This window comes from Staphylococcus sp. Mo2-1, assembly GCF_046721385.1.
GTDB classification, from domain to species: Bacteria; Bacillota; Bacilli; order Staphylococcales; family Staphylococcaceae; genus Staphylococcus; species Staphylococcus equorum_A.
In genome coordinates this window covers 1,982,717-2,007,315 of record NZ_JBEUUK010000001.1, presented here as the reverse complement: position 1 = coordinate 2,007,315, position 24,599 = coordinate 1,982,717, and the positions used below count along the sequence as shown (strand labels likewise).

Genomic DNA, 24,599 nt, shown 5'->3' with positions numbered 1-24,599 from the left:
GAGCATTTTGCCAAAAGAAAAAAACAATTTTCAAGTGTATTTATATATTCAGTCGCCATCATAGGATTACTTGTTTTGGTTGGTGCAATTTTCCCACAACAATTTGGGAGTATTACAGGTAGTGTGTCTACTTGGGTTTCAGATACATTCGGTTGGTATTATATGTTGTTATATACTGTAATATTAGGCTTTTGTGTGTTTCTAGCATTTAGCCCAATCGGTAAATTAAAGCTAGGTAAACCTTCGGATAAACCAGAATTTCGTACTATTTCGTGGTTAGCGATGTTATTTAGTGCGGGTATGGGGATAGGTTTAGTATTCTATGGCGCATCAGAGCCTATTTCGCATTATTTAGCACCGCCAACTGCAGATGCTGAAACAAAAGCAGCCATGTCAGAAGCATTTCAATCATCATTTCTGGACTATGGGATTCATCCATGGGCGATGTATGGTGTTGTAGCTTTGGCACTGGCATATTCACAGTTCCGTAAAGGAGAAAATGGTTTAATTTCAAAAACATTACGTCCTATCTTAGGAGATAAAGTAGATGGGCCTATTGGCACGGTTGTTGATGTGCTAGCAGTCTTTGCAACAGTAATCGGTGTTGCGGTTTCTTTAGGTGTAGGGGCCATTCAAATCAATGCTGGTCTTAATTATTTATTTGGTATACCAACTAATTCACTGGTTCAAGGTATTATTATAGCAGTCGTTACTGTCTTGTTTTTATATAGTGCATGGAGCGGTTTAAGTAAAGGTATCCAATATTTAAGTAATTTAAATATGGTATTAGCAGGCTTACTACTCTTAATCGTTTTTATCGTGGGTCCAACGCTACTCATTTTAAACATGATGACAAGTGGCACAGGAGACTATTTGAATTCGATTTTACTTAATACTTTAGACGTAGCGCCATTAAATGAACAAAAATCGGACTGGATGCAAACATGGACGATATATTATTGGGGCTGGTGGATGAGCCGGAGTCCATTTGTTGGTATATTCATCGCTAGGATTTCAAAAGGACGTAGTATTAGAGAATTTGTTGTTGCAGTTTTAGGTGTTCCAACAGTGATTAGTATCATCTGGTTTAGTGCTTTTGGTACGACAGGTATCACAGTAGGACAAAAACATGGTGAACTATTTAAATTACCGCCTGAGACACAGCTATTTGGAATCTTTAATGAATTACCCTTTGGGTTTATCCTTTCAATCATTGCTTTAGCGCTTATTGCATCATTCTTTATTACCTCTGCAGATTCAGCGACTTATGTATTAGGTATGCAGACTGCACATGGTACGTTAAACCCTTCAGGTTTTGTTAAAATTGTCTGGGGCTTAGCATTAGCGGCTATTGCGTATGTCTTATTATTAGCTGGTGGGGACACTGGTTTAGACGCCTTACAATCAGCTGCCATTATATCCGCACTGCCGTTTAGTTTTGTAGTGATATTAATGATGATTGCTTTATATAAAGATGCAAACAAAGAACGGAAATATCTAGGTTTGACATTACAGCCCAATAAAGAGCGATACGAAGCATATACTCGTAAGATTGAACAAGAACAACAAGAACAAGCGGAAAAATAATTACGTTATAACATGATACGTACATAAAACAGAGGAGATACAGTCGTAAATTGACAAATATCTCCTCTGTTTTTGTTTATTGAATAAAAAGAAAAGAGGCTGAGACATAATGACGTGTCTTAGCCTCTTTTTTTATATTGGCAGTGGCTGACTGAATTGAAAATGCGCTTATATCAAGCTTTTTTCAATTCTAGTCAGCTGTGCCGGGGTGGGACGACGAAATTTTATTAGAAAAATTAGATTTCTGTCCCACTCCCTTTTTTATATACATAAATTTATCTAAATTCAGTTAAGACGTCTCAGCACATAATTTAAAGGCATAAGCTAAATATGATAATTTAAATTATGTTCCTGAATCATGATACGATTAAGTGATTTCAGATTTAATTTAAGGTATTATAATTACGGATATGATCATTAATACTTTCAAGATAGAAAATATTCTTTTTCTCATCAGCTAATTCAGTTTCGTGATCGAATTCTAAATTATCAAAACGTTTGAAGAAAGATTCATATGTTTCAACTGAAACTTCAGTACGGTTGTTTAAAAGGTCTTTATGTCCTTGAATATCAAGTGCATCTTGGTAGCCTTTTACAATTTTACCACTAAAGAACTCGCCTACAGAACCAGAACCATAACTGAATAGTCCGATTGTATCATCTGCAGACAGGTCATGTGTTTCTAATAATGAAATCAAACTTAAGTATAAAGATCCAGTATAGATGTTACCTACATAACGATTATAATATGTAGCATCTTCATAACCAGAAGTTAAGCGTGCTTTTGTTTGTTCATCAACAGAATCTGTTAAAATTGAGTCAAGTGCTTTTTTACCCATTTTAGTAAATGGTACGTGGAAACATAATGATTTAAAATTATCTAATGTTTTATTGTAGCGACGAGCATATTCATTCCAGCTTTCTTGGAACGAATGAATGTAAGCATCTTTCGATAATGCACCATCAACGAGAGGATATGGTTGTCCACTTGGACGCCAAAAATCATAGACATCTTCAGTGAAGGCAACTGCGTCATCATTTAGTTCAAGAATACGTGGGTTTTGTGATATTATCATAGCAACTGCACCTGCACCTTGTGTAGGTTCGCCACCAGAGTTTAAACCGTAACGTGCAGTATCGCTAGCGATAACTAATACTTTTTCATCTGGACGTTGTGCTAAATAATCTTTAGCTAATTGAATTGCTTGGTGTTGCGAGCATAGCAAGCTTCTTTCATTTCAATACAACGTGCAAATGGTTGAATGCCAAGCAAGTTATGTATTTGTACTGCTGAAGCTTTCGCAGAATCAATTGCAGATTCTGTTGCAACAATAACCATACTGATTTGTTTTTTATCTTCATCAGTAATGATGTCTTTTGCGGCATTTGCGCCCATTGTAACAATGTCTTGGCTTACTGGACTAACTGCCATTTCATTTTGGCCAATGCCAAGTAGAAATTTATTTGGGTCAACTTGACGTGATTCTGCAAGTTTAGCCATATCTACATAAAATCTTGGAACGTAAAAATTAATTTGATCAATACCAATTGTCATAAAGCGTATCGACACCTTTCTATATATAAATAAGCACCTGTATCATACCAAATCACGCTTATAAAATACAATGATTTAAAATTAACTGTAAATAAAGGAGATTGAAAATGAATAAAATAGCAATCGTAAGTGCAAAACGTACACCAATTGGAAGATTTAAAGGGAAGTTAAGTAATTATTCAGCAGTTGAACTCGGAAAGAAAACATTAAAAGCAGCGATAGAAGCAATTAAATTGGATCCAAATACAATAGATCAAGTCATTTATGGCAATGTGTTACAAAGTGGAAGTGGACAAAATCCAGCGCGTCAAATTAGTATCAATGCGGGTGTACCGAATACAACGCCGCCTATGACAATTAATGAAGTGTGTGGCTCAGGACTAAAATCAATTATCCTCGGTAAACAAGCGATCCAATTGGGAGAAGCGAAAGTAGTTGCAGTTGGTGGCGTAGAAAGTATGACGAACGCACCACAACTTATTTTAAAAGAGGGAGAATCACCTGTTCAAAGCTTTATGCATGACGGTTTAACAGATGCTTTTTCAAATGTGCCAATGGGCATTACAGCAGAAAAAATAGCTGAGAAATACGATGTGACACGTGAACAACAAGATAAATTTGCAAATGATTCTCATCAAAAAGCACATCAAGCGACTGAAGCGGGTAAATTTGATAATGAAATCGTACCGTTAAAAGACGTAAATGGTGAATGGATGACAAGTGATGAAGGTATACGTGGTAATACGAGTATAGAAAAACTTGCAACTTTAAAAACAATTTTCAAAGAAAATGGCACAGTTACTGGTGGTAATGCTTCTAGTATTAATGATGGTGGTTCAACGATTATCTTAATGGACGCGACTTATGCAAAAGAACAAGGACATGAAATTTTAGCACTTCTAGGAGAGCATGCTGAAATAGGTTGTGACCCCGATTATATGGGTTATGCACCCTATCATGCAGTTACAAAATTATTAGATAAGACAGGTAAACATATTGATGATGTAGATGTTGTTGAAATGACTGAAGCATTTGCATCACAAAGTATTCCTGTTCGAGATAATTTAGGCATAGCTGAAGAAAAACTCAATCTATATGGTGGTGCGATTGCGTTGGGTCATCCAATCGGTGCAACTGGTACACGCTTGGTGACGACGCTTGTGAATGTATTGTCTCAAGAGGGTAAACAAAGTGGTATCGCTACTGCTTGTATTGGCGGCGGCTTAGGTATAGCACTAGAAATTGAAAAGGGGAATAAATAATGGAAGCGTTAGATAAGTCATTTCGTCATTTATCTCGTGAAGAGAAATTAGAGCAACTTGTTCAAAAAGGTTGGTTAAGTAATGAAAATAAAGCGGTATTGCTAAATAACCCACTTATTCCTGAAGAGATTGCGAATAGTCTAATTGAAAATGTGATTGGCCAAGGTTCTTTACCTGTAGGATTACTACCAGAAATTATTGTTGATCAAAAAGCATATGTCGTGCCAATGATGGTAGAAGAACCTTCAGTTGTTGCGGCCGCAAGCTATGGCGCTAAACTTGTCAATCAAACGGGTGGTTTCAAAGTGGTATCTAGTGAACGCTTAATGATTGGCCAAATTGTTTTTGATGGCGTAAATGATACACAGGCACTTGCACAAAAAATTAATCAGCTAGAACCACAAATCAAACAAATTGCTGACGAAGTATATCCTTCAATTATAGAAAGAGACGGGGGCTACCGCCGCATAGAAATTGACACGTTTTCAGCGGAAGGCTTATTGTCATTAAAAGTATTTGTAGATACAAAAGATGCTATGGGTGCGAACATGCTGAATACAATTTTAGAAGGTATTACAGCTTATTTAAAAAATGAATTAGACAATATTGATATTTTAATGAGTATTTTATCTAACCATGCGACAGCGTCTGTAGTTAAAGTGCAAGGTGAAATTGAAGTTTCCGCTTTATCCAAGGGTGGCCGCAATGGACAAGCAGTAGCGAAACGTATGGAACGTGCTTCTGTATTAGCTCAAGTAGACATTCACCGTGCGGCGACGCATAATAAAGGTGTAATGAATGGTATCCACGCTGTGGTCTTGGCAACAGGTAATGATACACGCGGTGTTGAAGCAACTGCACATGCATATGCAAGCAAAGATGGACAGTATCGTGGCTTAGCAACATGGCATTATGATGAGCAACGTCAGACACTGGTTGGGACGATTGAAGTTCCTATGACATTAGCGACAGTCGGTGGTGGCACAAAAGTGTTACCAATTGCTAAAACAGCGCTAGATTTAATGAAAGTAGATTCCGCTGAACAACTTGGACATGTAGTTGCGGCTGTTGGCTTGGCACAAAACTTTGCTGCCTGTCGTGCATTAGTGTCAGAAGGCATCCAAAAAGGACATATGAGCTTACAGTATAAATCATTAGCCATTGTCGTGGGTGCAGAAGGTAAAGAAATCGCACAAGTCGCAGATATGTTGAAAGATGAGCCAAGAGCCAATACAGCTATAGCACAGCAATTGTTAGATCAATTAAGAGAGAACGAATAGAAGTAGCGTATATAAAGCACTTTCAATTTGATAGTTATCATTGAATCATAGTTGGATATATTAGGGGGAGACACAATAATGTCTCCCCCTTTTTAGCGTGCTTAGTCTGAAGAAAAATAGATGTCCCTGATTAAAATGTTATAACGTTATTTTTATTACGCAATGCTACGGTTATGATTTTATTTTAAGAAAATACTATCATATACTTGTGATATAAGAAAAAGTAGAAAAGGGGTATGAATAATGGAAAACAACAACATTCCGACATTATCGTATAAAGGGAATGCAAGTACAGCTGTGCCAATACTTGCACATGAAGCGGATATCCAAACGGTTACGGCAGAACAATGGTTAAAAATCTCTGATGAGGGTTTACAACTTGAAGGGCTATGCTTTGATAAAGATGGGAATCTCCTTTTATGTGAAGTATTTGGGGGCACAATCTTTCACGTAGCTTTGCCAGAGAAAAAAGTGACAACACTATTTCAATCACAAAAACAAAATCCAGCAGACAGTTAAAATACATAAAGATGGAAGACTTTTTGTTTGCTATTTGGGAGATTTTGAAAGCTCAGGAGGCATCTTCGCAGTAGATTCAGAAGGTGAACAAGAAGTTCCAATTGTTTCAGATATTGATACTGAATATTGCGTTGACGATTTAGTATTTGATAGTAAAGGTGGATTTTATTTTACAGATTTCCGTGGTTATTCTACAAACCCTAAAGGTGGCGTATATTATGTGTCATCAGATTATAAAACGATTACACCTGTTATTCAGAATCTTGCTGTGGCCAATGGTGTGGCCTTAAGTACTGATGAAAAAACATTGTGGGTTACAGAGACAAATGCAAATCGATTACATCGAATAGATTTATTGGATGATGGTGTTACGATTGCGCCATTTGGTGCCTCTATTCCTTATCACTTCACAGGACATGAAGGCCCAGACTCTTGTTGCATTGATAGCGATGACAACCTTTATGTGGCAATGTATGGCCAAGGAAGAGTACTTGTTTTTAATACAAAAGGCTATCCAATAGGTCAAATCTTGATACCAGGACGTGACCAAGGACACATGTTGAGATCAACGCATCCTGCCTTTATTCCTGGCACAGATCAATTAATTATTAGTGCGAACGATATAGAAATGGGTGGAGACTCTTGGTTATTTACTGCTAAAGGTTTTGCTAAAGGCCATCATAGTTATCAATTTCATTAATTCTCCAACTGAATAAACAGATATAGAAAAAATGTAACTTCGACTCGGAGTTACATTTTTTCTATATTAAGGTTCTTAATGCGTAGTAATGCTCTTTAATAAAAATCGGGAAATATAATTTGACGTATTATTTTATAAAAAAGCGAGTTGTAAAAAATAGTGACCTATGTGTATAAAAAAAGTGATTTGGATAATGTAAAATAACTATAAATGTGATAATAACTACCTTTAAATAATAAATACGCTGTTGAAAGCGCATAAAAAGTTAAGTATGATATAAAATAACAAAGGGGGTGCCTACTATTTTTAATAAGAAAACTAAAAATAATGGCGAAAAGATTAGGACAAAGAAAGAATTAGGACTTACGTCTGCTTTAATTACTTTAATCATTATGATAACTTCAATGTTATTTACGGTAGCTGTGCTTGAAAAAGAGCCTCATATACCATTAATGATTGGTACGGCAGTCGCGATTATTATAACCATGCTACATGGTTACGCATTTAGCGAAGTAGAAGAAATGATGTATAAGGGGATTCGACATGCATTGCCTGCTATAGTAATCATTATTCTCGTAGGTTTAGTAATTGGCTCGTGGATAGGTAGTGGTGTAGTAGCTACTATGATTTATTATGGACTGCAATTAATCGATCCAAGATATTTTTTAGTCGTAGTAATTGTGCTCTGTGGCGTTGTGGCATTAGCTATAGGTAGTAGTTGGTCTACAATGGCGACAGTAGGCGTAGCATCTATGGGTATTGGCTTGAGCATGGGTATTTCTCCAGGTATGGTTGCGGGCGCAGTCATCTGTGGAGCTTACTTTGGAGATAAAATGAGCCCATTATCTGATACGACCAATTTAGCTTCTGGTTTGTCTGGTGTTAATTTATTTGAACATATTCAGCACATGTTTTATACAACAATACCAGCTTTGGTAATATCACTAGTTGCATTTTTCTTTATCGGTATACGTTTTGGTGATAAAAATTTTGATACAAAAAATATAGATGAAATACTGACTACGATGCAAGATAGTTTTGTGATTACACCGTGGTTACTCATAGTACCATTGGCAGTCATCGCACTTGTAGTAGTCAAAGTGCCGACAATCCCATCGATTTGCGTAGGTATTATATTAGGGTTCTTCGCGCAACTGTTTATACAAGGTGATTCCATTGTAGAGGGGTTAACAGCACTACAAACAGGTTACACGATTGAATCAGGCAATTCACTGGTTGATGAATTATTTAACCGTGGTGGTTTAGAATCGATGTTCTATACGATTTCACTTACACTTGTCGCAATGACATTTGGTGGCGTACTTGAATATTCAGGCATGTTAACTGCATTAATTTCAGTTATTTTAAAATTTGCTAAAACTACTGGATCATTAATTGCATCTGTAATAGTGTCATGTATTGGTACAAACTTTACATGTTCCGAACAATACATATCCATTATCGTCCCATCTAGAATGTACGTCGGGGCATTTAAAAAGAAAAATTTACATGCTAAAAATTTATCCAGAGCTTTAGAAGATGGCGGTACGTTAACGTCTGTATTTGTACCATGGAATACATGTGGTGTATTTATTGCTTCAACATTAGGTGTGTCTGTTATAGAATATGCGCCTTATGCAATTTTAAATTACACAGTACCAATCATATCTATTATATTTGGATATATCGGTTTTAAAATCATAGGATTAAGTGAAGAAGAAATTGAACAAAATAGAAAAGAAGAAGAAGCGAACTTAACATAATACAGCATTGTGTTTTAAAATCAGTCATCATGTTGATTTGTAACAGTTGTATTTAACACCAGTGTAGCAAGGTAAATAATATAATATGAACTCAGTTTATAGATATATATCTGATTAATTAAAATTGTCCGAATATATTGAAAAATAAATGCACTCCAAAGTTGAATGTAGTTTCAATTTTTAGGAGTGCATTTTTCATGTTTAGGGTTCGTTTTTGATAAGTATTTAAAAATAATAAGGGGCTGTGTGTTAACGTTTTTGTAACGAGTTAATATTGAAATATTGAAATTTAAACGTATACTGGAAAGTATTAATTATGTTTCAAGTAGAGGAGAACGTGCATGGATATTAAACAGATGAAGTATTTTGTTGAAGTTGTAAACCAAAATAGTATGACAAATGCTTCCAAATCTTTATATATTGCTCAGCCAACAATTAGTAAAGCGATAAAAGATTTAGAAAAAGAATTGAACATGACACTTTTCGATCGCAGTAAACGACAACTTGCATTGACTGATGCGGGAAGAGTGTTTTATCAAAAAAGCAAAGAAATTTTAACACTCTATAATGATTTGCCTAGAGAGGTTAATAGTCTACTTGGTTTAGAAACAGGTCATATCAGTATAGGTTTATCTGCAGTGATGAACATGAATAAGTTTATTCATATACTTGGTGAGTTTCATCAGAAATATCCAAATGTAACATACAATTTAGTGGAAAATGGTGGGAAGATGATTGAGACTCAGTTAATTAAAGATGAGCTTGATATTGGTATTACCACAATTCCAGTAGATCAGTCCATTTTTCATTCTGTGTTACTATACGAAGAAGAATTGAAACTCGTATTGAATAAAGAGCACAGATTGGCGAATTATGAACAAGTAGATATGAGTATGTTAAAAGATGAGGACTTTATACTATTTAATGAAGATTTCTATTTAAATGACAAAATTATTGAATCGGCTAAAAATTCAGGATTTGTGCCAAATACAATTTCTAAAATTTCTCAGTGGAACTTTATTGAAAATTTATTAAGTGCACATCTTGGTGTGAGTATCTTACCAGAGAATATTGTGAATTTACTTGATGGTAATTTTAAAAGTATAAAAATTGATGACCCAGCAATGCGTTGGGAGTTAGGCGTTATATGGAAGAAGGATAAATATTTAAGTCATGCGACTAAAAAGTGGATTAAATTTATGAAACAACGATTATAAAAAGTACTTATATAGCTTATCGTTTTTCTAGTCAGTCTTGAGAGGGCAGGAAGAAATCAAATTTTGATTTCTTCCTGCCCTTGTTTTGTTTACAACAACGTAAATAATCAAATACAAAGTCATGTAAGTGTTGTGATAACAAAGACTTTTGAATGAAAAGGGTGAATATTAAAAGTTTAATTTTAATATAATGAAATATAATAGACTTAATCGCTTACATGAATAAAAGTAATAGGTGTCATTGATAATCAATATTTTTATTATATTACATACGGGCTTATACTAGTATATGTAATCAACAAAACACCAAATAAAAATGACGATAAAGGGATGATAAAAATGCAGATGTCACTAAAGGTAGTTAGAGTTTTATTTCAAATATTAATGATTATGGCTATTACGTATGCTCGGAAATGTCTTGCAAAGTGTTCTGCACATTCCAATTGCAGGAAGCATCGTAGGCTTAATCTTATTTTTTCTCTTACTACAATTTAAAATTATCCCATCACAATGGGTTAGTAAAGGTTCGAATTTTTTCTTAACAACTATGGTATTTTTCTTTGTACCGTCTGTTGTAGGCGTCATGGATGTCGTATCTGAGATTAATTTAAATTTCATTTTATTCTTCGCAATGATTATTTTAGGAACTTGCTGTGTTGCTTTAATTTCAGGGTTTATAGCGGAGAAAATGGTTAGAACTACGGAATATGGGAATGGACAAGATTAGATGACACTTTTAAATGGTTTGATAATGATTGTCTTAACAATTGTTATGTATGTTGGAGCTAAAAAATTACAGCAAAAATTTAAAAACCCTTTTTTAAATCCAAGCACTCATATCTTCTATTGGTATTATTGCTATCTTGCTTCTATTTAATGTAGATTATCAAGGTTATATGGTTGGCGGTCAATGGATTAACTATCTATTAAACTGTACGGTGGTTTGTTTAGCTTTTCCGTTATATCAGAACCGTCATAAAATATTAAAACATGCCAATATCATATTCAGTAGTGTCTTCTCAGCAGTGATATTAAACTTTGTATTTATATTCTGCTTGTTGAAAATATTAGGTTATTCAAGAGAAGTTATTATGACGATGTTACCACGCTCCATGACTGCCGCAGTTGGTATAGAAGTTTCAAATCAACTGGGCGGGGTAGATACGATTACTGTTATGTTTATCGTCGCAACAGGATTAATTGGTAGTATATTAGGGTCTTATTTATTAAAAGTGGGAAGATTTAAGACCGCTATTGCAAAAGGTTTAACGTACGGTAATGCTTCACATGCATTTGGTACGGCACAAGCATTTGAAATAGATGGTGAGTCGGGTGCTTTTAGTTCTATCGGCATGATTTTAACAGCCGTATTAAGTTCTATTGTCTTACCGATACTCGTCCTCTTATTATATTAAGTTTTAAAAAAGAACTAGATATTTTACTGCAAACAACATCAGAAGAATCAACGATTTAAAATGATTGAAATTTGAAAGGAGCTATTTTAAAAATGGCAAAAATAAAAGCAAATGAAGCATTAGTAAAAGCGTTGCAAGCATGGGATATTGATCATTTATATGGTATTCCAGGAGATTCTATAGATGCAGTCGTAGATAGTTTAAGAACAGAAAGAAATAATATTAAATTTGTTAATGTTAGACACGAAGAAGTAGCAAGTCTAACTGCTTCAAGTTATACAAAATTGACTGGTAAAATAGGGGTAGCATTGAGTATTGGTGGCCCTGGCGTAATTCACTTACTTAACGGTATGTATGATGCAAAAATGGATAATGTACCTCAACTCATTTTAGCTGGTCAAACAGATACCACGGCTTTAGGTACGAAAGCATTCCAAGAAACAGATATTAGCAAAATGGTTGAAGATGTTTCAGTTTATAACCGTCAAATATCTGAAAATGACAAAGATATATTTGGTATTGTCAATGAAGCAATTCGTACTGCTTATGAGAAAAAAGGTGTGGCCGTATTAATCTTGCCAAATAATTTATTAACAAATAAAGTTAAAGATACAACAAATACAAAAGTGGACACTGCACCACCAAGCACGTGTAACACCAAAACCACGTAGTATTAAAAAAGCAACTAAGCTTATCAATAAAAGTAAACGTCCAGTAGTACTTGTCGGTATGGGTGCTAAACATGCCAAAGATGAACTGCTTCAATTTATTGAAGCGGTGAAAATTCCTTCAATTATCACGTTACCTGCGAAAGGTTTATTAGCAGATGCGCATCCTTATAATATTGGTAATTTAGGTAAAATCGGTACGAAAACATCTTACCAAACAATACAAGATGCTGATTTATTAATCATGATAGGTACGAACTATCCTTACGTAGATTATTTACCTAAGAAAAATATTAAAGCAATTCAAATTGATAACAATGCTGAAAATATTGGCCATCGTTTCGATGTGAATGTGGGTATTGTTGGTGACAGTAAATTGTCATTGCTACAATTAACAGATTCAGTTAAACATGTATCAGAACGTGATTTCTTAACTAAAACATTAGAAAGAAAAGCAACTTGGGACGCATGGATGACAAAAGATATGGAAGATAACAGTAAGCCAATTAGACCAGAACGTCTAATGGATGCGATAAACCAAGTAAGAACAGACGATGCAATCTTTTCTATTGATGTTGGTACAGCGACAGTATGGTCTACACGTTATTTAAACTTAACAGTTAATAATAAATTTATTGTATCTAGTTGGTTAGGTACTATGGGTTGTGCATTGCCAGGTGCCATTGTTGCTAAAACTGCATATCCTAACCGTCAAGTTGTCGGTATTGCCGGTGACGGCGGGTTCCAAATGGTAATGCAAGACTTTGCAACAGCAGTACAATATGACTTACCAATGACATTTTTTGTATTAAATAACCAACAACTATCATTTATTAAATATGAACAACAAGTGGTCGGTGAATTAGAATATGCAATAGATTTCACTGACATTGATTACGCAAAATTTGCTGAAAGTTGTGGTGGCGTTGGTTACACGTTAACTGATCCAAATAGAATTGATGAAGTAGTTGAAGAAGCAATGTCACAAGATAGACCGACAATAGTCAATGTGTACGTTGATGAAACTGCGAGCACCATTACCAGGTAAAATTGTGATGAATGAAGCCTTAAATTATGGTAAATGGGCATTTAGATCAATTACTGAAGATGGAAAATTAGACTTTGATGAAGTACCTCCAATGTCAACGGCGGTTAAACGTTTCTTATAAACTTATATTAAAGCTACCAAACAATTTTATGTTTGGTAGCTTTTTTTATTATAAAAATTACTTTTACTTAGTATGTTACATATCCTTAAACATTAAAGTTAGCACTTGAATGACTATTGAGTTGAATGTATAATAATATTCAAATATATACTTTAATGAGAGGTTGGAGGATATGAATAAAAATGAAACGTGTGAAGTTTTCTGTTATGACGAAAAAAAGGTTAATAAAGTACAGCATGATTTACAAAGTATAGATATTTCCGGTGTTTCTCAACTTTTGAAAGCAATCGCAGACGAAAATAGAGCTAAAATTACTTATGCTTTATGTCAGGAAGAAGAATTATGTGTATGCGATATCTCAAATATCATAGGTGTGACGGTCGCAAATGCCTCTCATCATCTTCGTATGCTTAATAAACAAGGGATACTCAAGTTTAGAAAAGAAGGGAAAATGGCTTTCTATTCGCCGGATGATGAACATATCAAGCAGATTATGATGATGGCATTAACGCATAGGAAAGAAGTGAGCGCTAATGTCTGAGCAACGAAGACAAAGTAACAAATAAAGAAAGTAGTACATATCGAGTACAGGGTTTTTCATGTGCCAATTGCGCAGGTAAGTTTGAAACTAATGTTAAAAAACTGCCTAATGTACACGATGCAAGTGTTAATTTTGGTGCCTCTCAAATCTCTGTGCAAGGTGAAGCAAGTATTGAGGAATTGGAAAAAGCCGGTGCGTTTGAAAATTTAAAAGTAATACCAAAAACCACAACACGTACAACTTCGAATTCAAAGTATGAACAAGAAGAAAAGATTCCGTTTTATAAGAAACATAGTACATTGATTTATTCGGCGTTATTTATGACGCTGGGTTTCATTTCCATGTTTATTAATGGAAATGAAAATATTGTAACGGCGCTTTTATTTATCACATCAATGATTGTCGGTGGCGCTTCCATGATAACAACTGGTCTCAAGAATTTGATTCAATTAGAGTTCGATATGAGAACATTGATGACAATTGCTGTTATAGGTGGTGTCCTTATCGGTGAATGGGCAGAGGTATCGGTTGTGGTGATTCTATTTTCAATTAGCGAATCATTAGAACGATTCTCCATGGATCGAGCCAGAGCATCGATTACTTCATTGATGGATGTTGCGCCGAACAAGGCTTTAATCAAACGTAATAATCAAGAAATGACTGTACATGTTGATGATATTGTCGTTGGGGACATTATGATTGTAAAACCAGGTCAAAAAATTGCGATGGACGGTATTATAATTGATGGCTACTCATCAATTAATCAATCAGCAATCACTGGTGAATCTGTTCCAGTTGAAAAGTATAAAGATGATGATGTGTTTGCGGGCACATTAAATGAAGAAGGATTTCTAGAAGTAAAAATTACAAAACGAGTTGAAGATACTACAATATCCAAAATTATACATCTCGTGGAGGAAGCACAAGCAGAACGTGCACCGTCACAGGCATTTGTAGATAAATTCGCAAAATACTATACACCTGTCATCATAGCGATTGCGGCAATGGTTGCTGTATTGCCGCCCTTATTCTTTGAAGCAAGTTGGGATAAATGGGTATATCAAGGGCTTGCAGTTCTTGTGGTTGGATGCCCGTGTGCCCTTGTTATTTCTACACCAATAGCCATCGTATCGGCAATCGGTAATGCTCGCGAAGAAAGGTGTACTTGTCAAAGGTGGCATTTACTTAGAAGAAATCGGAGCACTGAAAGCAATCGCATTTGATAAAACTGGCACTTTGACTAAAGGTGTTCCAGTCGTGACTGATTTCAAAGTTATCAATAATCGAGTGGATGAACGTGAAATACTGTCTATTATTGTCGCATTAGAATACCGATCCCAACATCCATTGGCTTCTGCAATTATGAGTAAAGCGAATGCTGAACACATTTCTTATTCAGATATTATTGTAGAAGATTTCTCTTCTATTACAGGCAAAGGTATAAAAGGTAGCATAGATGGTCGAATGACTTACGTTGGTAATTCAAAAATGTTTTCAGAATTATTAACTGCAAACAATGAAAATAAAGTTAGAAATTTAATTGCCTCTCTTCAAGAGCAAGGTAAAACAGTGATGCTAGTAGGAACGGATCAAGGTGTCGAAGCCATAATCGCTGTGGCTGATGAAGTGCGAGAAACGAGTCAGCAAGCACTGCACAAACTACATCAGGCAAGTATTGAAAACACTGTCATGTTAACAGGTGATAACCAGAATACTGCGGGAGCGATTGGTAATCAAGTTGGTGTTACAGATATAAAAGCAGAGCTTCTACCTGAAGATAAACTTAAGGTGATCAAACAATTAAAATCTAAATATAAACGCGTGGCTATGGTTGGAGATGGTGTCAATGATGCGCCAGCTTTAGCGGCTTCGACAGTCGGTGTTGCTATGGGTGGAGCAGGCACGGATGCAGCACTTGAGACGGCAGATGTAGTATTGATGGGAGATGATTTGAATAAGCTGCCGTTTACGATTAAACTGAGTCGTAAAACGCTGAATATCATTAAAGCGAATATTACTTTTGCAATAATAATAAAAATTATTGCATTGCTTTTAGTTATTCCGGGTTGGCTAACACTTTGGATCGCGATACTTTCAGATATGGGTGCAACGCTACTTGTGGCATTGAATGGTATGAGACTTATGCGAGTTAAAGAAAATGAGTAACAATTAAGCAGACAATTTTTTCGTCAAACAATAAAAGCGAGTATTATCGAACACTTTCGAGAAAGTACATTCTCTTGGCTGAAAAGCCCTTCCCCCTAAATATAAGATAAAAGCTTAATTTCTCAAATTTGATGTTGAGAGATTAAGCTTTTTTATATACAATTACAGCGTAAAATATGAACAGAAGTGATTACAGGGTTCCCTGTATCTCGTCTATATATAGTAGGCGTTTTGTATAAAAAAACAATTAACAGAAAAGCTTATTTCACAAAAAATAGGCTATATATGTAAATAAACAACAAATAGCGACTGACGTTAGTTTGGGTGAAGAAAGGAAGAGCGTGATGTTCAAATCATTTTTCAAATCAAATCGTTTTAAAACGCCACATACATATGCATTATTATTAATAATTATTGCCTTTTCAAGCTTACTTACATACTTGATACCGACGGGGAGTTTGAACGTGAGAAAAAAGATGGACAAACCTTGGTTGTTTCAGGATCTTATCAAGAAGTTGAACAACATGGTGTATCATTTTTCGATATATTTAGAGCGATACCTGAAGGATTAATCAGTGGTGGAGAAATTGTATTCTACATCTTTTTAGTAGGTGGCGCATTCGGTATCGTACATAAGACAGGCGCATTTGAAAATGGTGTTAATAAAGCGATGCAAGCATTAGGAACATATAAAGGATTTATGATTCCTTTAACAATGACTATCTTCTCTATCCTAGGGTTTTCTATTGGCTTGGCAGAAGAAACGATTATTTTCGTGCCAATCGGTATCATTATAGCTCGAACATTAGGTTATGACGCACTTACAGGCGCCGCAATGGTAATACTTGGGGCAGCCAGTGGATTTATAGGTGGTATGCTCAATCCATTTACAGTCGGTGTAGCGCAATCTGTAGCTGAATTACCCATGTTTTCAGGTTGGGGATTAAGGACAATCATCTATCTATTTATTTTAGCAGCCGCGATAATGACAGTAATGTTTTATGCAAGAAAAGTTAAGAAGGATAAAACTAAAAGTCTCGTTTATGAATTGGAACAAGCAGAAGGTGATGTGGAAGCTAGAATGTCCACGCCACGCTTTACGAAAAGACAGGCAATGGGTCTAGGTTTAATTGTTGCGGCGATTGTATTAAACGTATATGGTATTTTTACTTATGGTTGGTCGTTTAATGAAATGAGTGCCAACTTTTTACTCGCTGGTTTATTAGCAGGTTTCATTGGTGGCTTAGGGATGAATGGCACTTTTGATGCAATGATTGAAGGTATGAAAGATATACTATTTGGAGCAATGATTGTTGGTTTTGCTAAAGGTATTATTGTAATTTTAGAGAATGGTCAAGTCATCGATACAATTGTATATGGCATGACAACTTTATTAGCAGATATACCTTCTTCAATGGTAATCATAGCAATGTTTATACTACAATTTTGCTTGAATTTCTTTATACCATCTGGTTCAGGCCAAGCATTAACAACAATGCCCTTAATGGTGCCTATATCTGACTTATTAAACATTAATAGACAAGTTACTGTGCTTGCCTTCCAATATGGCGATGCGATTAGTAATGTTTTATTCCCAACGTCCGCAATTCTGATGGGCGCATTAGCTGTTGGGAAAATTACTTACACACAATGGCTTAAATTTGCGTGGAAATTAATTGTGATATGGGTCGTGATTTGTAGTATCGGGATGTCTATCGCGTTAATAATCGGTTACTAATTGCACGTCATAGTGAAAAGAAGTTATAGCATTTTGAAAAATAGAATGCGAATGGATATTGTATAAATTTTTAACTTAGTATATACTAAATTAAAAGAAATCGTCATATTGCGTGTTACTGGTTAAGCGGGCATGAGCAAACAAAGCGACTATCGGGAATAGTCTGTTTGCTCATGCCTTTTTGTGTGCGTTTTGACGGTAAAGATAGAGAAGGGATGTTTTGTATATGTTTAAAAAGTTTTTTGGACAATTGCAACGAATTGGTAAAGCGTTAATGCTACCAGTTGCAATTTTACCAGCCGCTGGTTTATTACTAGCAATTGGTACAGCAATTCAAGGGGAATCCTTACAACAATACCTTCCATTTATACAAAATGGAGGAATTCAAAATATTGCTGATATGATGGCGAGTGCAGGTAGTATTATATTTGATAACTTGCCAATCATATTTGCGATGGGTGTTGCAATCGGTTTAGCTAGTGGTGACGGCGTTGCGGCTATTGCTGCGTTTGTCGGCTATATCATTATGAATAAAACGATGGGCGCATTTTTACATGTGTCGCCAGATAACGTAAATGATGTCATGAGTGGTTATGCGAGTGTATTAGGTATACCAACCTTACAAACAGGGGTGTTCGGCGGTATTATCATTGGGGCGCTTGTCGCTTGGTGTTATAATAAATTCTTTAATATTTCATTACCATCATATTTAGGTTTCTTTGTCGGTAAACGTTTTGTGCCGATTATGATGGCACTGACTTCGTTTGTATTAGCATTTCCTATGGCTTTAATTTGGCCACATATTCAAACGGGTTTAAATGCATTTAGTGAAGGTTTACTTGACGCCAATACAGGATTATCTGTATTCTTATTCGGATTTATCAAACGTTTATTAATACCATTTGGCTTACATCACATTTTCCACGCACCGTTTTGGTTTGAATTTGGTTCATGGACTAACGCCGCAGGAGAAATTATTCGTGGTGACCAACGTATCTTTGTTGAACAAATTCGTGAAGGAAGCCATTTAACAGCAGGTAAATTTATGCAGGGTGAATTCCCAGTAATGATGTTTGGCTTACCTGCAGTTGCTTTGGCTATTTATCATACAGCGAAACCTGGAAGTAAGAAAATTGTGGCTGGTTTGATGGGTTCTGCAGCTTTAACTTCGTTCTTAACGGGTATTACGGAACCATTAGAATTCTCATTCTTATTTGTAGCGCCATTATTATTCTTTATTCATGCAATATTGGATGGTTTAGCGTTTTTAACAATGTATCTATTAGATGTGCATTTAGGATATACATTCTCAGGTGGTTTTATAGACTTTGTATTATTAGGTGTGTTACCGAACCAAACAAGTTGGTGGCTAGTGATTCCAGTAGGACTGGTATACGCAGTAATTTATTACTTTGTATTCCGATTCTTAATCACAAAATTCAATTACAAAACGCCTGGTCGTGAAGATAAGCAAGTTGAAGCTTCTACTGCAACAGCAAGTGAATTACCATTTGAAGTGTTAGATGCAATGGGTGGTCAAGAGAATATTAAACATCTTGATGCTTGTATCACACGCCTACGTGTTGAAGTAAAAGAGAAGAGTAAGGTCGATGTTGGTGGATTGAAAGCATTGGGTGCTTCTGGCGTGCTTGAAGTGGGTAATAATATGCAGGCAATATTCGGTCCTAAATCCGATCAAATCAAGCATGATATGGCTATGATTATGAAAGGTGAAATTACAAAACCAAGTGAAACGACAGTGCCAGTAGAGGACGATAATAAAGTAACGCAGATGGACGATTTGGATGAAGTAGAAATTTATTCACCAGGTAAAGGTCAAATCATACCTTTATCAGAAGTGCCTGATCAAGTTTTCGCTCAAAAAATGATGGGCGATGGTGTAGGATTTGTTCCTGAAGATGGAGAAATTGTGGCACCATTTGACGGTACGGTGAAAACAATATTCCCTACCAAACATGCCATTGGTATTGAGTCAGATGAAGGTATAGAATTACTTATCCATATTGGTATTGATACTGTTAAATTAGATGGTGCTTGGTTTTGAAAGTATGGTTAGTACAGGAGACACAATTAAAAAAGGACAAACGCTAATGCACGTTGATTTAGACTATATTAAAGCAAACGCGCCTAGTATTGTGACGCCATTGATATTAACAAACTTAGAAAACCGAACACTTGAAGTAACTGAAGTAACAGACGTGAAATCAGAACAATTGATTATGACAGTTAAACAAGACTAAATAATCATAAAGATATAAACTTTAAGTGAAACTGCAATAAAGTAGTTATATAGCAACTCAAACAGTTCGAATTAATAAAAATTCGAACTGTTTTTTATTTTTTAAGATAAAATGTTGAAATATTCTGAAATTATAAATATCATAGGAGTTATGATTATATTAAAAATGAGGGTGAAATTATGAACTATAGACCATCAATGCAAGTGATGCCTAAAGTAACACTTGTGCCACCAGAGTCAAATATGGCTGAAGCATTATATCAAACAATTAAAGAAAATTTTTCACACTTAGAACCATTTCTAGAATTTATTACGGAAGATGTTACAGTCCAAGACGAAAGTGCATATTTGAAAATGATGATTCAACAGCATGCAGACAATACAGGTCGCTTATTTCTTATTTACTATGAAGATGATCTTATAGGTACCATAGATTTACATAAAATAGATACGAAGAATCGCAAAGCAGAAATTGGTTATTGGATTGCTGAAGATTATACAGGTAAGCAAATAACAACGACGTGCGTGAAGTATATGTGTCATTATGCATTTGAAACATTAGGCTTAAATAAATTGACTATTTTAGCCGATGTTCGAAATATACCAAGCAATAAAGTGGCTGAAAAAGTTGGCTTTTCTTTTGTTGCTACTGATTATCAAGATCTATTCGATGGAGAAGTATTTAGAGATATGAACCGTTATATATTATTAAAAGAACACTTTCACTAAAATAAATTAAACACTTTCATCGCGTTTTAAAAATAATAATTTGAAAGGGGATGGATATGGATATCACAAGAGGCATAAACCATATTGGATTAACGGTACCAGATATTGAAGTTGCAACTATTTTTTTCAAAAAAGCTTTGGACGGAAAGATAGCCTATGATAGTCAAACAAAAGCCGATGATGCACGATCAGGTGAATTTGTAGAACATGTCTTAGATATAGAGCAAGGGGCAAAAATTATAAAGAAACGTATGATGGTATTTCATAATGGACCTAATATAGAAATGTTTGAATTTAAAGATGCGGCTCAGCAAAGTCCAAGCATCGTTACAAGATATGGGTTTTACACATATTTCATTTTACGTAGATGATTTTGAAACTACTTTTAAGCGAGTGATACAAGCAGGGGGCAAACCGATTTCAGAACCACACAATAATACAAAATATGAAGATACAGCAAATAATAAAACCGTATATATACGCACGCCATGGGGAAGTTTAATTGAATTACAAACTATTCCTGAGGGTTATTATTATCCAGATGACAGTGAAACTGAAGTGTTTATACCTAAAAATAAATATAAAACTTTAACTAAGGGGAATCGATGATGTTACAAAGAAAATTAAATATCGCGAATTTAAAGACACCTATTCATAAATTAGAGTCACTAAGTCAGTCACTAGGTAAAGACATCTATATTAAAAGAGATGACTATACAGGAACCGAAATTTCAGGTAATAAGGTAAGGAAGTTAGAATATACAATACAGTATGTATTAGATAACGGTTATGATACAGTCATTACAACTGGAGCAATCACATCTAATCATGCGCGTGCAACTGTTGCTGTCTGTGCACAATATAATATAGAATGTCATTTAATATTGAGAGGCACAAAGAAATACTATGAAGGAAATTTGTTTTTGGCAACGATGTTAGGCGCTCATATACATCTTATAGAACCCAATGCTTCAAGAGAAGAAGCAATGGATTCATTGTATATAGAATTAGAAGAAGGCGGTAAAACGCCATTTAAAATACCTGCAGGTGCATCTGATTGGATAGGCGCTCATGGTTATATCAATACTTATGAAGAAATATTAGAACAAGAAATCACGTTAGGCGTTCAGTTTGATTCTATTAATTTAGCTGTAGGTTCTGGTGGAACATACGCTGGACTTTGGTTTGGCAAAACGAGTAATAACTTAGAAACTCAAATCATTGGATATGCTGTAAACAAAAATGCTGAAACTTTTAAAAATAAAGTCATTGAGATTATTAAAGATTTAGATAAGGAGACGCCCTCGTTTGAATCCATTTTAATCAACGACGAATATATTGGTTTAGGATATGGTCAAGCAACGGATGAAGAACTCCAATTTTATATTGACATCGCGCAACAAGAAGGGATAATATTAGATCCCACATATACTGGAAAAGCTTTTCGAGGACTTGTTGAGGAAATAAAACAAGGTCATTATGATGATCAGCAATGCATTCTGTTTATTCATACAGGTGGTTTACAAGGCTATACACAAGAGATAAGAACGCGAATTGAACAATTAATTGATGTAAAATAATACGTAGACACTATAAAAGTCGAAAGCGATGCTTTAAAAATATAAAATGGACAATTGCTCAAAGGATATGAGCTGTTTTTAAATATTATATTATTGTATTTTGGAGCAAATACGTTGATTATTCTTCTGAAAATGTTTCATAATGAGATACAATTTGTGTGACGAGGAAGGTGTTTAAAATGACGCAAACATTGACTACGATAGAATCATTTCACGCGTTTGTTAACAAACATAAATTAGCGGTTATACATGTGATGAGAGACAATTGTAGCGTTTGTCATGCAGTTTTACCACAGATAGAAGGACTTGTAGGTGAATACACTAATGTGTCACTAGGCGTTATAAATCAAAGCAATTTAGAAGCTATCGTCGGTGAACTATCGATATTTACTGTGCCGGTAGATTTAATATATTTAGATGGAAAAGAAATGCACAGACAAGGTCGTTTTATTGATATGCAACGATTTGAACATCAGTTGAATTTGATGTATCAAAGTATAAATTAATACAAAAATAAGACACCTCGTTTTAAAGTTACTCTAACATAACTTTAAAACGAGGTGTCTTATGTATAAAAATTATAATATGACTCAGTTAACACTACCAATGGAAACTGAAATTTTGATTTCATGTTCCCATCTTTGTGTTGTTGATATTTTTAATAACACAGAATAATTAAATTGTCTCAAATAAAAATGAGGGTAATTAGATTAAAAGTTTCATGTTTCTTAAAATTAATGTATGATAAAGAATATTAATAGCGCAATAGGGGGATGTATATGCGAATAGAAAGAATCTGTCCTGATGAAGCAGAGGCATTATATACTTGTATGAAGAAAATCGACCAAGAAACGCAGTATATGTTGTATTTGCCAGATGAACGTAGTTTTGATAAAGAAGCATTTATTGATGATATTAAGCGCAATTTTTATATTGGTGTTAAAACAGATGATAATAAAATCTTAGGCTATTTGTCTGCACATATTAGTACATTGTCTAAGGTGAAACATATTGGTTATATTGTGACAGGGCTCGTTAACAACAAGCAACAGCAAGGCTTATCAACAAAAATGTTTGATGAAACAATTAGGTGGGCGAAGCGCAAGGGGTTAAGACGCTTAGAATTAAATGTGATCACATCGAATACACCTGCTATAAACTTTTACGAGAAATTAGGGTTTAAAATCGAAGGTATTAAACGTGAATCGATTTATATGGATGAACATTACTATGATGAACTCTATATGGCAATGATATTGGATCAAGACCTTATTCCTAATGCTATGCGCATGTTGTAGTTGTCTGGCGAAAAGACAAGGTAAGATTGAGCAATCAATATGTATACATAAAATTAAAATATTAAGCTTGCGTAATTGCTTTTACTAAAAATGTGAACTACTTTATTATAAAATATATATATCAGACGAATTGAAGGAGGTTATATATTTTGTTGAAAAAAATTGTAGCATTAACGAGTATTGGTGTAATAACTTCCTACTTTTATGCTAAAGTAAAAGAAAAACGTAGTTATAAAAGCTTTTTATATGAAGCAATGATAAGAGCTACTCAAATGAAAAAGCCATTTGAAAGTGTAGAAAATGCGCAAAAAATCTTGAAAATTGTGATGAAAGATACAGAGGGGCCACATAAAGGCACGGGCTATAGCTTTCGTAACGATGTTCGAACTACAAACATACAAAATACAACGACATATGTAGTGAATGATAAAGCAGATAGCCAGCAGCGAGTTGTACTGTATTTACATGGAGGTGCGTGGTTCCAAGACCCCATTAAAATGCACTTTGAGTATATAGATATACTTGCAGATGAATTGGATGCGAAAGTCATTATGCCTGTATATCCCAAAGTCCCACATGCAACTTACAAAGAAACGTTTGAATTGCTTACTGAAATCTATAATAATATAATTGCTCAAGTAGAACATCCACAACAAGTGATTATCATTGGTGATTCGGCAGGCGGTCAAATTGCATTGTCATTTGCACAATATATCAAAACATTAGGCTTAGAACAGCCAAGTAATATTGTCTTGATTTCTCCTGTTTTAGATTTAACATTATCTAATCCTGAAGCACCAGTGTATGAAAAAATAGATCCTATGTTAGGCATTAAAGGTACACAATATTTCATAGAATTGTGGACAGGCGACACACCATTAACAGATTGGCGTGTTTCTCCAATAAATGGTGCATTAGATGGCTTAGGACACATTACAATTTCAATAGGCACAAAAGAAACGTTATACCCAGATGCAGTGAAATTATCGAACTTATTAAATGAAAAAAATATAGAACATGATTTCTTACCAGGTTATAATTTATTCCATATTCATCCAATCTTTCCAATTCCGGAAAGACGACAATTTTTAGAACAACTAAAGCAAATTGTCAATAAACATTAAAAAAGGCTGTTTTTTGGCCGACTTCTGC

The 24,599-nt window shown here is 34.9% G+C and carries 11 protein-coding genes and 9 pseudogenes; 19 read left to right on the top strand and 1 reads right to left on the bottom strand.

Annotated elements, in window-relative coordinates:
• Positions 1-42 precede the first annotated feature (42 nt).
• On the top strand, positions 43-1,587 hold the full coding sequence (locus ABLV95_RS10180) for a BCCT family transporter (protein WP_460876752.1): 1,545 nt from the start codon (positions 43-45) through the stop codon (positions 1,585-1,587).
• Positions 1,588-1,970: 383 nt separating this feature from the next.
• On the opposite strand, the pseudogene ABLV95_RS10175 reads toward ABLV95_RS10180, so the two are convergent.
• Positions 1,971-3,142: pseudogene (locus ABLV95_RS10175) on the bottom strand (hydroxymethylglutaryl-CoA synthase).
• A gap of 107 nt (positions 3,143-3,249) precedes the next feature.
• Between ABLV95_RS10175 and ABLV95_RS10170 the strand changes: the two are divergent.
• From ABLV95_RS10170 to ABLV95_RS10085, 18 genes and pseudogenes are all read left to right on the top strand, one after another.
• On the top strand, positions 3,250-4,404 hold the full coding sequence (locus tag ABLV95_RS10170; RefSeq protein WP_460875523.1) for a thiolase family protein: 1,155 nt from the start codon (positions 3,250-3,252) through the stop codon (positions 4,402-4,404).
• Positions 4,404-5,684, top strand: a complete 1,281-nt coding sequence (locus ABLV95_RS10165) for a hydroxymethylglutaryl-CoA reductase, degradative (protein WP_427706338.1) — start codon at positions 4,404-4,406, stop codon at positions 5,682-5,684. The genes ABLV95_RS10170 and ABLV95_RS10165 overlap by 1 nt, the downstream gene beginning before the upstream one ends.
• Positions 5,685-5,927: 243 nt before the next feature.
• A pseudogene (locus tag ABLV95_RS10160) lies at positions 5,928-6,903 on the top strand (SMP-30/gluconolactonase/LRE family protein).
• Positions 6,904-7,196: 293 nt separating this feature from the next.
• The gene (nhaC, locus tag ABLV95_RS10155; RefSeq protein WP_460875519.1) at positions 7,197-8,666 is read left to right on the top strand and encodes a Na+/H+ antiporter NhaC; all 1,470 of its coding nucleotides are present in this window, start codon (positions 7,197-7,199) and stop codon (positions 8,664-8,666) included.
• A gap of 341 nt (positions 8,667-9,007) precedes the next feature.
• Positions 9,008-9,883, top strand: a complete 876-nt coding sequence (gene cidR / locus ABLV95_RS10150; RefSeq protein ID WP_427706344.1) for a cidABC operon transcriptional activator CidR — start codon at positions 9,008-9,010, stop codon at positions 9,881-9,883.
• A gap of 339 nt (positions 9,884-10,222) precedes the next feature.
• Positions 10,223-10,610 (top strand): annotated as a pseudogene (locus ABLV95_RS10145) (CidA/LrgA family protein).
• Positions 10,611-11,298, top strand: a pseudogene (locus tag ABLV95_RS10140) (LrgB family protein). It abuts the pseudogene before it with no gap.
• A gap of 92 nt (positions 11,299-11,390) precedes the next feature.
• Positions 11,391-13,135: pseudogene (locus tag ABLV95_RS10135) on the top strand (pyruvate oxidase).
• 172 nt (positions 13,136-13,307) lie between these two features.
• Entirely contained in the window at positions 13,308-13,676 is a 369-nt protein-coding gene (locus ABLV95_RS10130; RefSeq protein WP_460871998.1) for an ArsR/SmtB family transcription factor, read from the top strand.
• Positions 13,673-15,842: pseudogene (locus ABLV95_RS10125) on the top strand (heavy metal translocating P-type ATPase). The gene ABLV95_RS10130 and the pseudogene ABLV95_RS10125 overlap by 4 nt, the downstream one beginning before the upstream one ends.
• Positions 15,843-16,186: 344 nt before the next feature.
• Positions 16,187-17,580 (top strand): annotated as a pseudogene (locus ABLV95_RS10120) (YfcC family protein).
• Positions 17,581-17,806: 226 nt separating this feature from the next.
• Positions 17,807-19,841: pseudogene (gene ptsG / locus ABLV95_RS10115) on the top strand (glucose-specific PTS transporter subunit IIBC).
• 179 nt (positions 19,842-20,020) lie between these two features.
• Positions 20,021-20,569: a GNAT family N-acetyltransferase gene (locus tag ABLV95_RS10110; protein WP_069833195.1), complete on the top strand. Its 549-nt coding sequence runs from the start codon at positions 20,021-20,023 to the stop codon at positions 20,567-20,569.
• Positions 20,570-20,625: 56 nt separating this feature from the next.
• Positions 20,626-21,178, top strand: a pseudogene (locus tag ABLV95_RS10105) (VOC family protein).
• Positions 21,178-22,149 (top strand): D-cysteine desulfhydrase family protein, encoded by a 972-nt coding sequence (locus tag ABLV95_RS10100; RefSeq protein ID WP_460875516.1) that lies wholly within the window; start codon positions 21,178-21,180, stop codon positions 22,147-22,149. The pseudogene ABLV95_RS10105 and the gene ABLV95_RS10100 overlap by 1 nt, the downstream one beginning before the upstream one ends.
• Positions 22,150-22,328: 179 nt before the next feature.
• Positions 22,329-22,655, top strand: a complete 327-nt coding sequence (locus ABLV95_RS10095) for a thioredoxin family protein (RefSeq protein ID WP_460875514.1) — start codon at positions 22,329-22,331, stop codon at positions 22,653-22,655.
• Between the two features lie 273 nt (positions 22,656-22,928).
• Positions 22,929-23,447, top strand: a complete 519-nt coding sequence (locus tag ABLV95_RS10090; RefSeq protein WP_427706358.1) for a GNAT family N-acetyltransferase — start codon at positions 22,929-22,931, stop codon at positions 23,445-23,447.
• 149 nt (positions 23,448-23,596) lie between these two features.
• Positions 23,597-24,571 carry an alpha/beta hydrolase fold domain-containing protein gene (locus ABLV95_RS10085; protein WP_427706360.1) on the top strand — a complete coding sequence of 325 codons (975 nt, stop codon included), beginning with the start codon at positions 23,597-23,599 and terminating at the stop codon, positions 24,569-24,571.
• Positions 24,572-24,599 lie beyond the last annotated feature (28 nt).

Bases quoted from the DNA above. Each gene is read 5' to 3' on its own strand.
- ABLV95_RS10170 (WP_460875523.1), top strand. From the start codon at position 3,250: ATGAATAAAATAGCAATCGTAAGTGCAAAACGTACACCAATTGGAAGA.
- ABLV95_RS10165 (WP_427706338.1), top strand. From the start codon at position 4,404: ATGGAAGCGTTAGATAAGTCATTTCGTCATTTATCTCGTGAAGAGAAA.
- cidR (WP_427706344.1), top strand. From the start codon at position 9,008: ATGGATATTAAACAGATGAAGTATTTTGTTGAAGTTGTAAACCAAAAT.
- ABLV95_RS10130 (WP_460871998.1), top strand. From the start codon at position 13,308: ATGAATAAAAATGAAACGTGTGAAGTTTTCTGTTATGACGAAAAAAAG.
- ABLV95_RS10110 (WP_069833195.1), top strand. From the start codon at position 20,021: ATGAACTATAGACCATCAATGCAAGTGATGCCTAAAGTAACACTTGTG.
- ABLV95_RS10100 (WP_460875516.1), top strand. From the start codon at position 21,178: ATGTTACAAAGAAAATTAAATATCGCGAATTTAAAGACACCTATTCAT.
- ABLV95_RS10095 (WP_460875514.1), top strand. From the start codon at position 22,329: ATGACGCAAACATTGACTACGATAGAATCATTTCACGCGTTTGTTAAC.
- ABLV95_RS10090 (WP_427706358.1), top strand. From the start codon at position 22,929: ATGCGAATAGAAAGAATCTGTCCTGATGAAGCAGAGGCATTATATACT.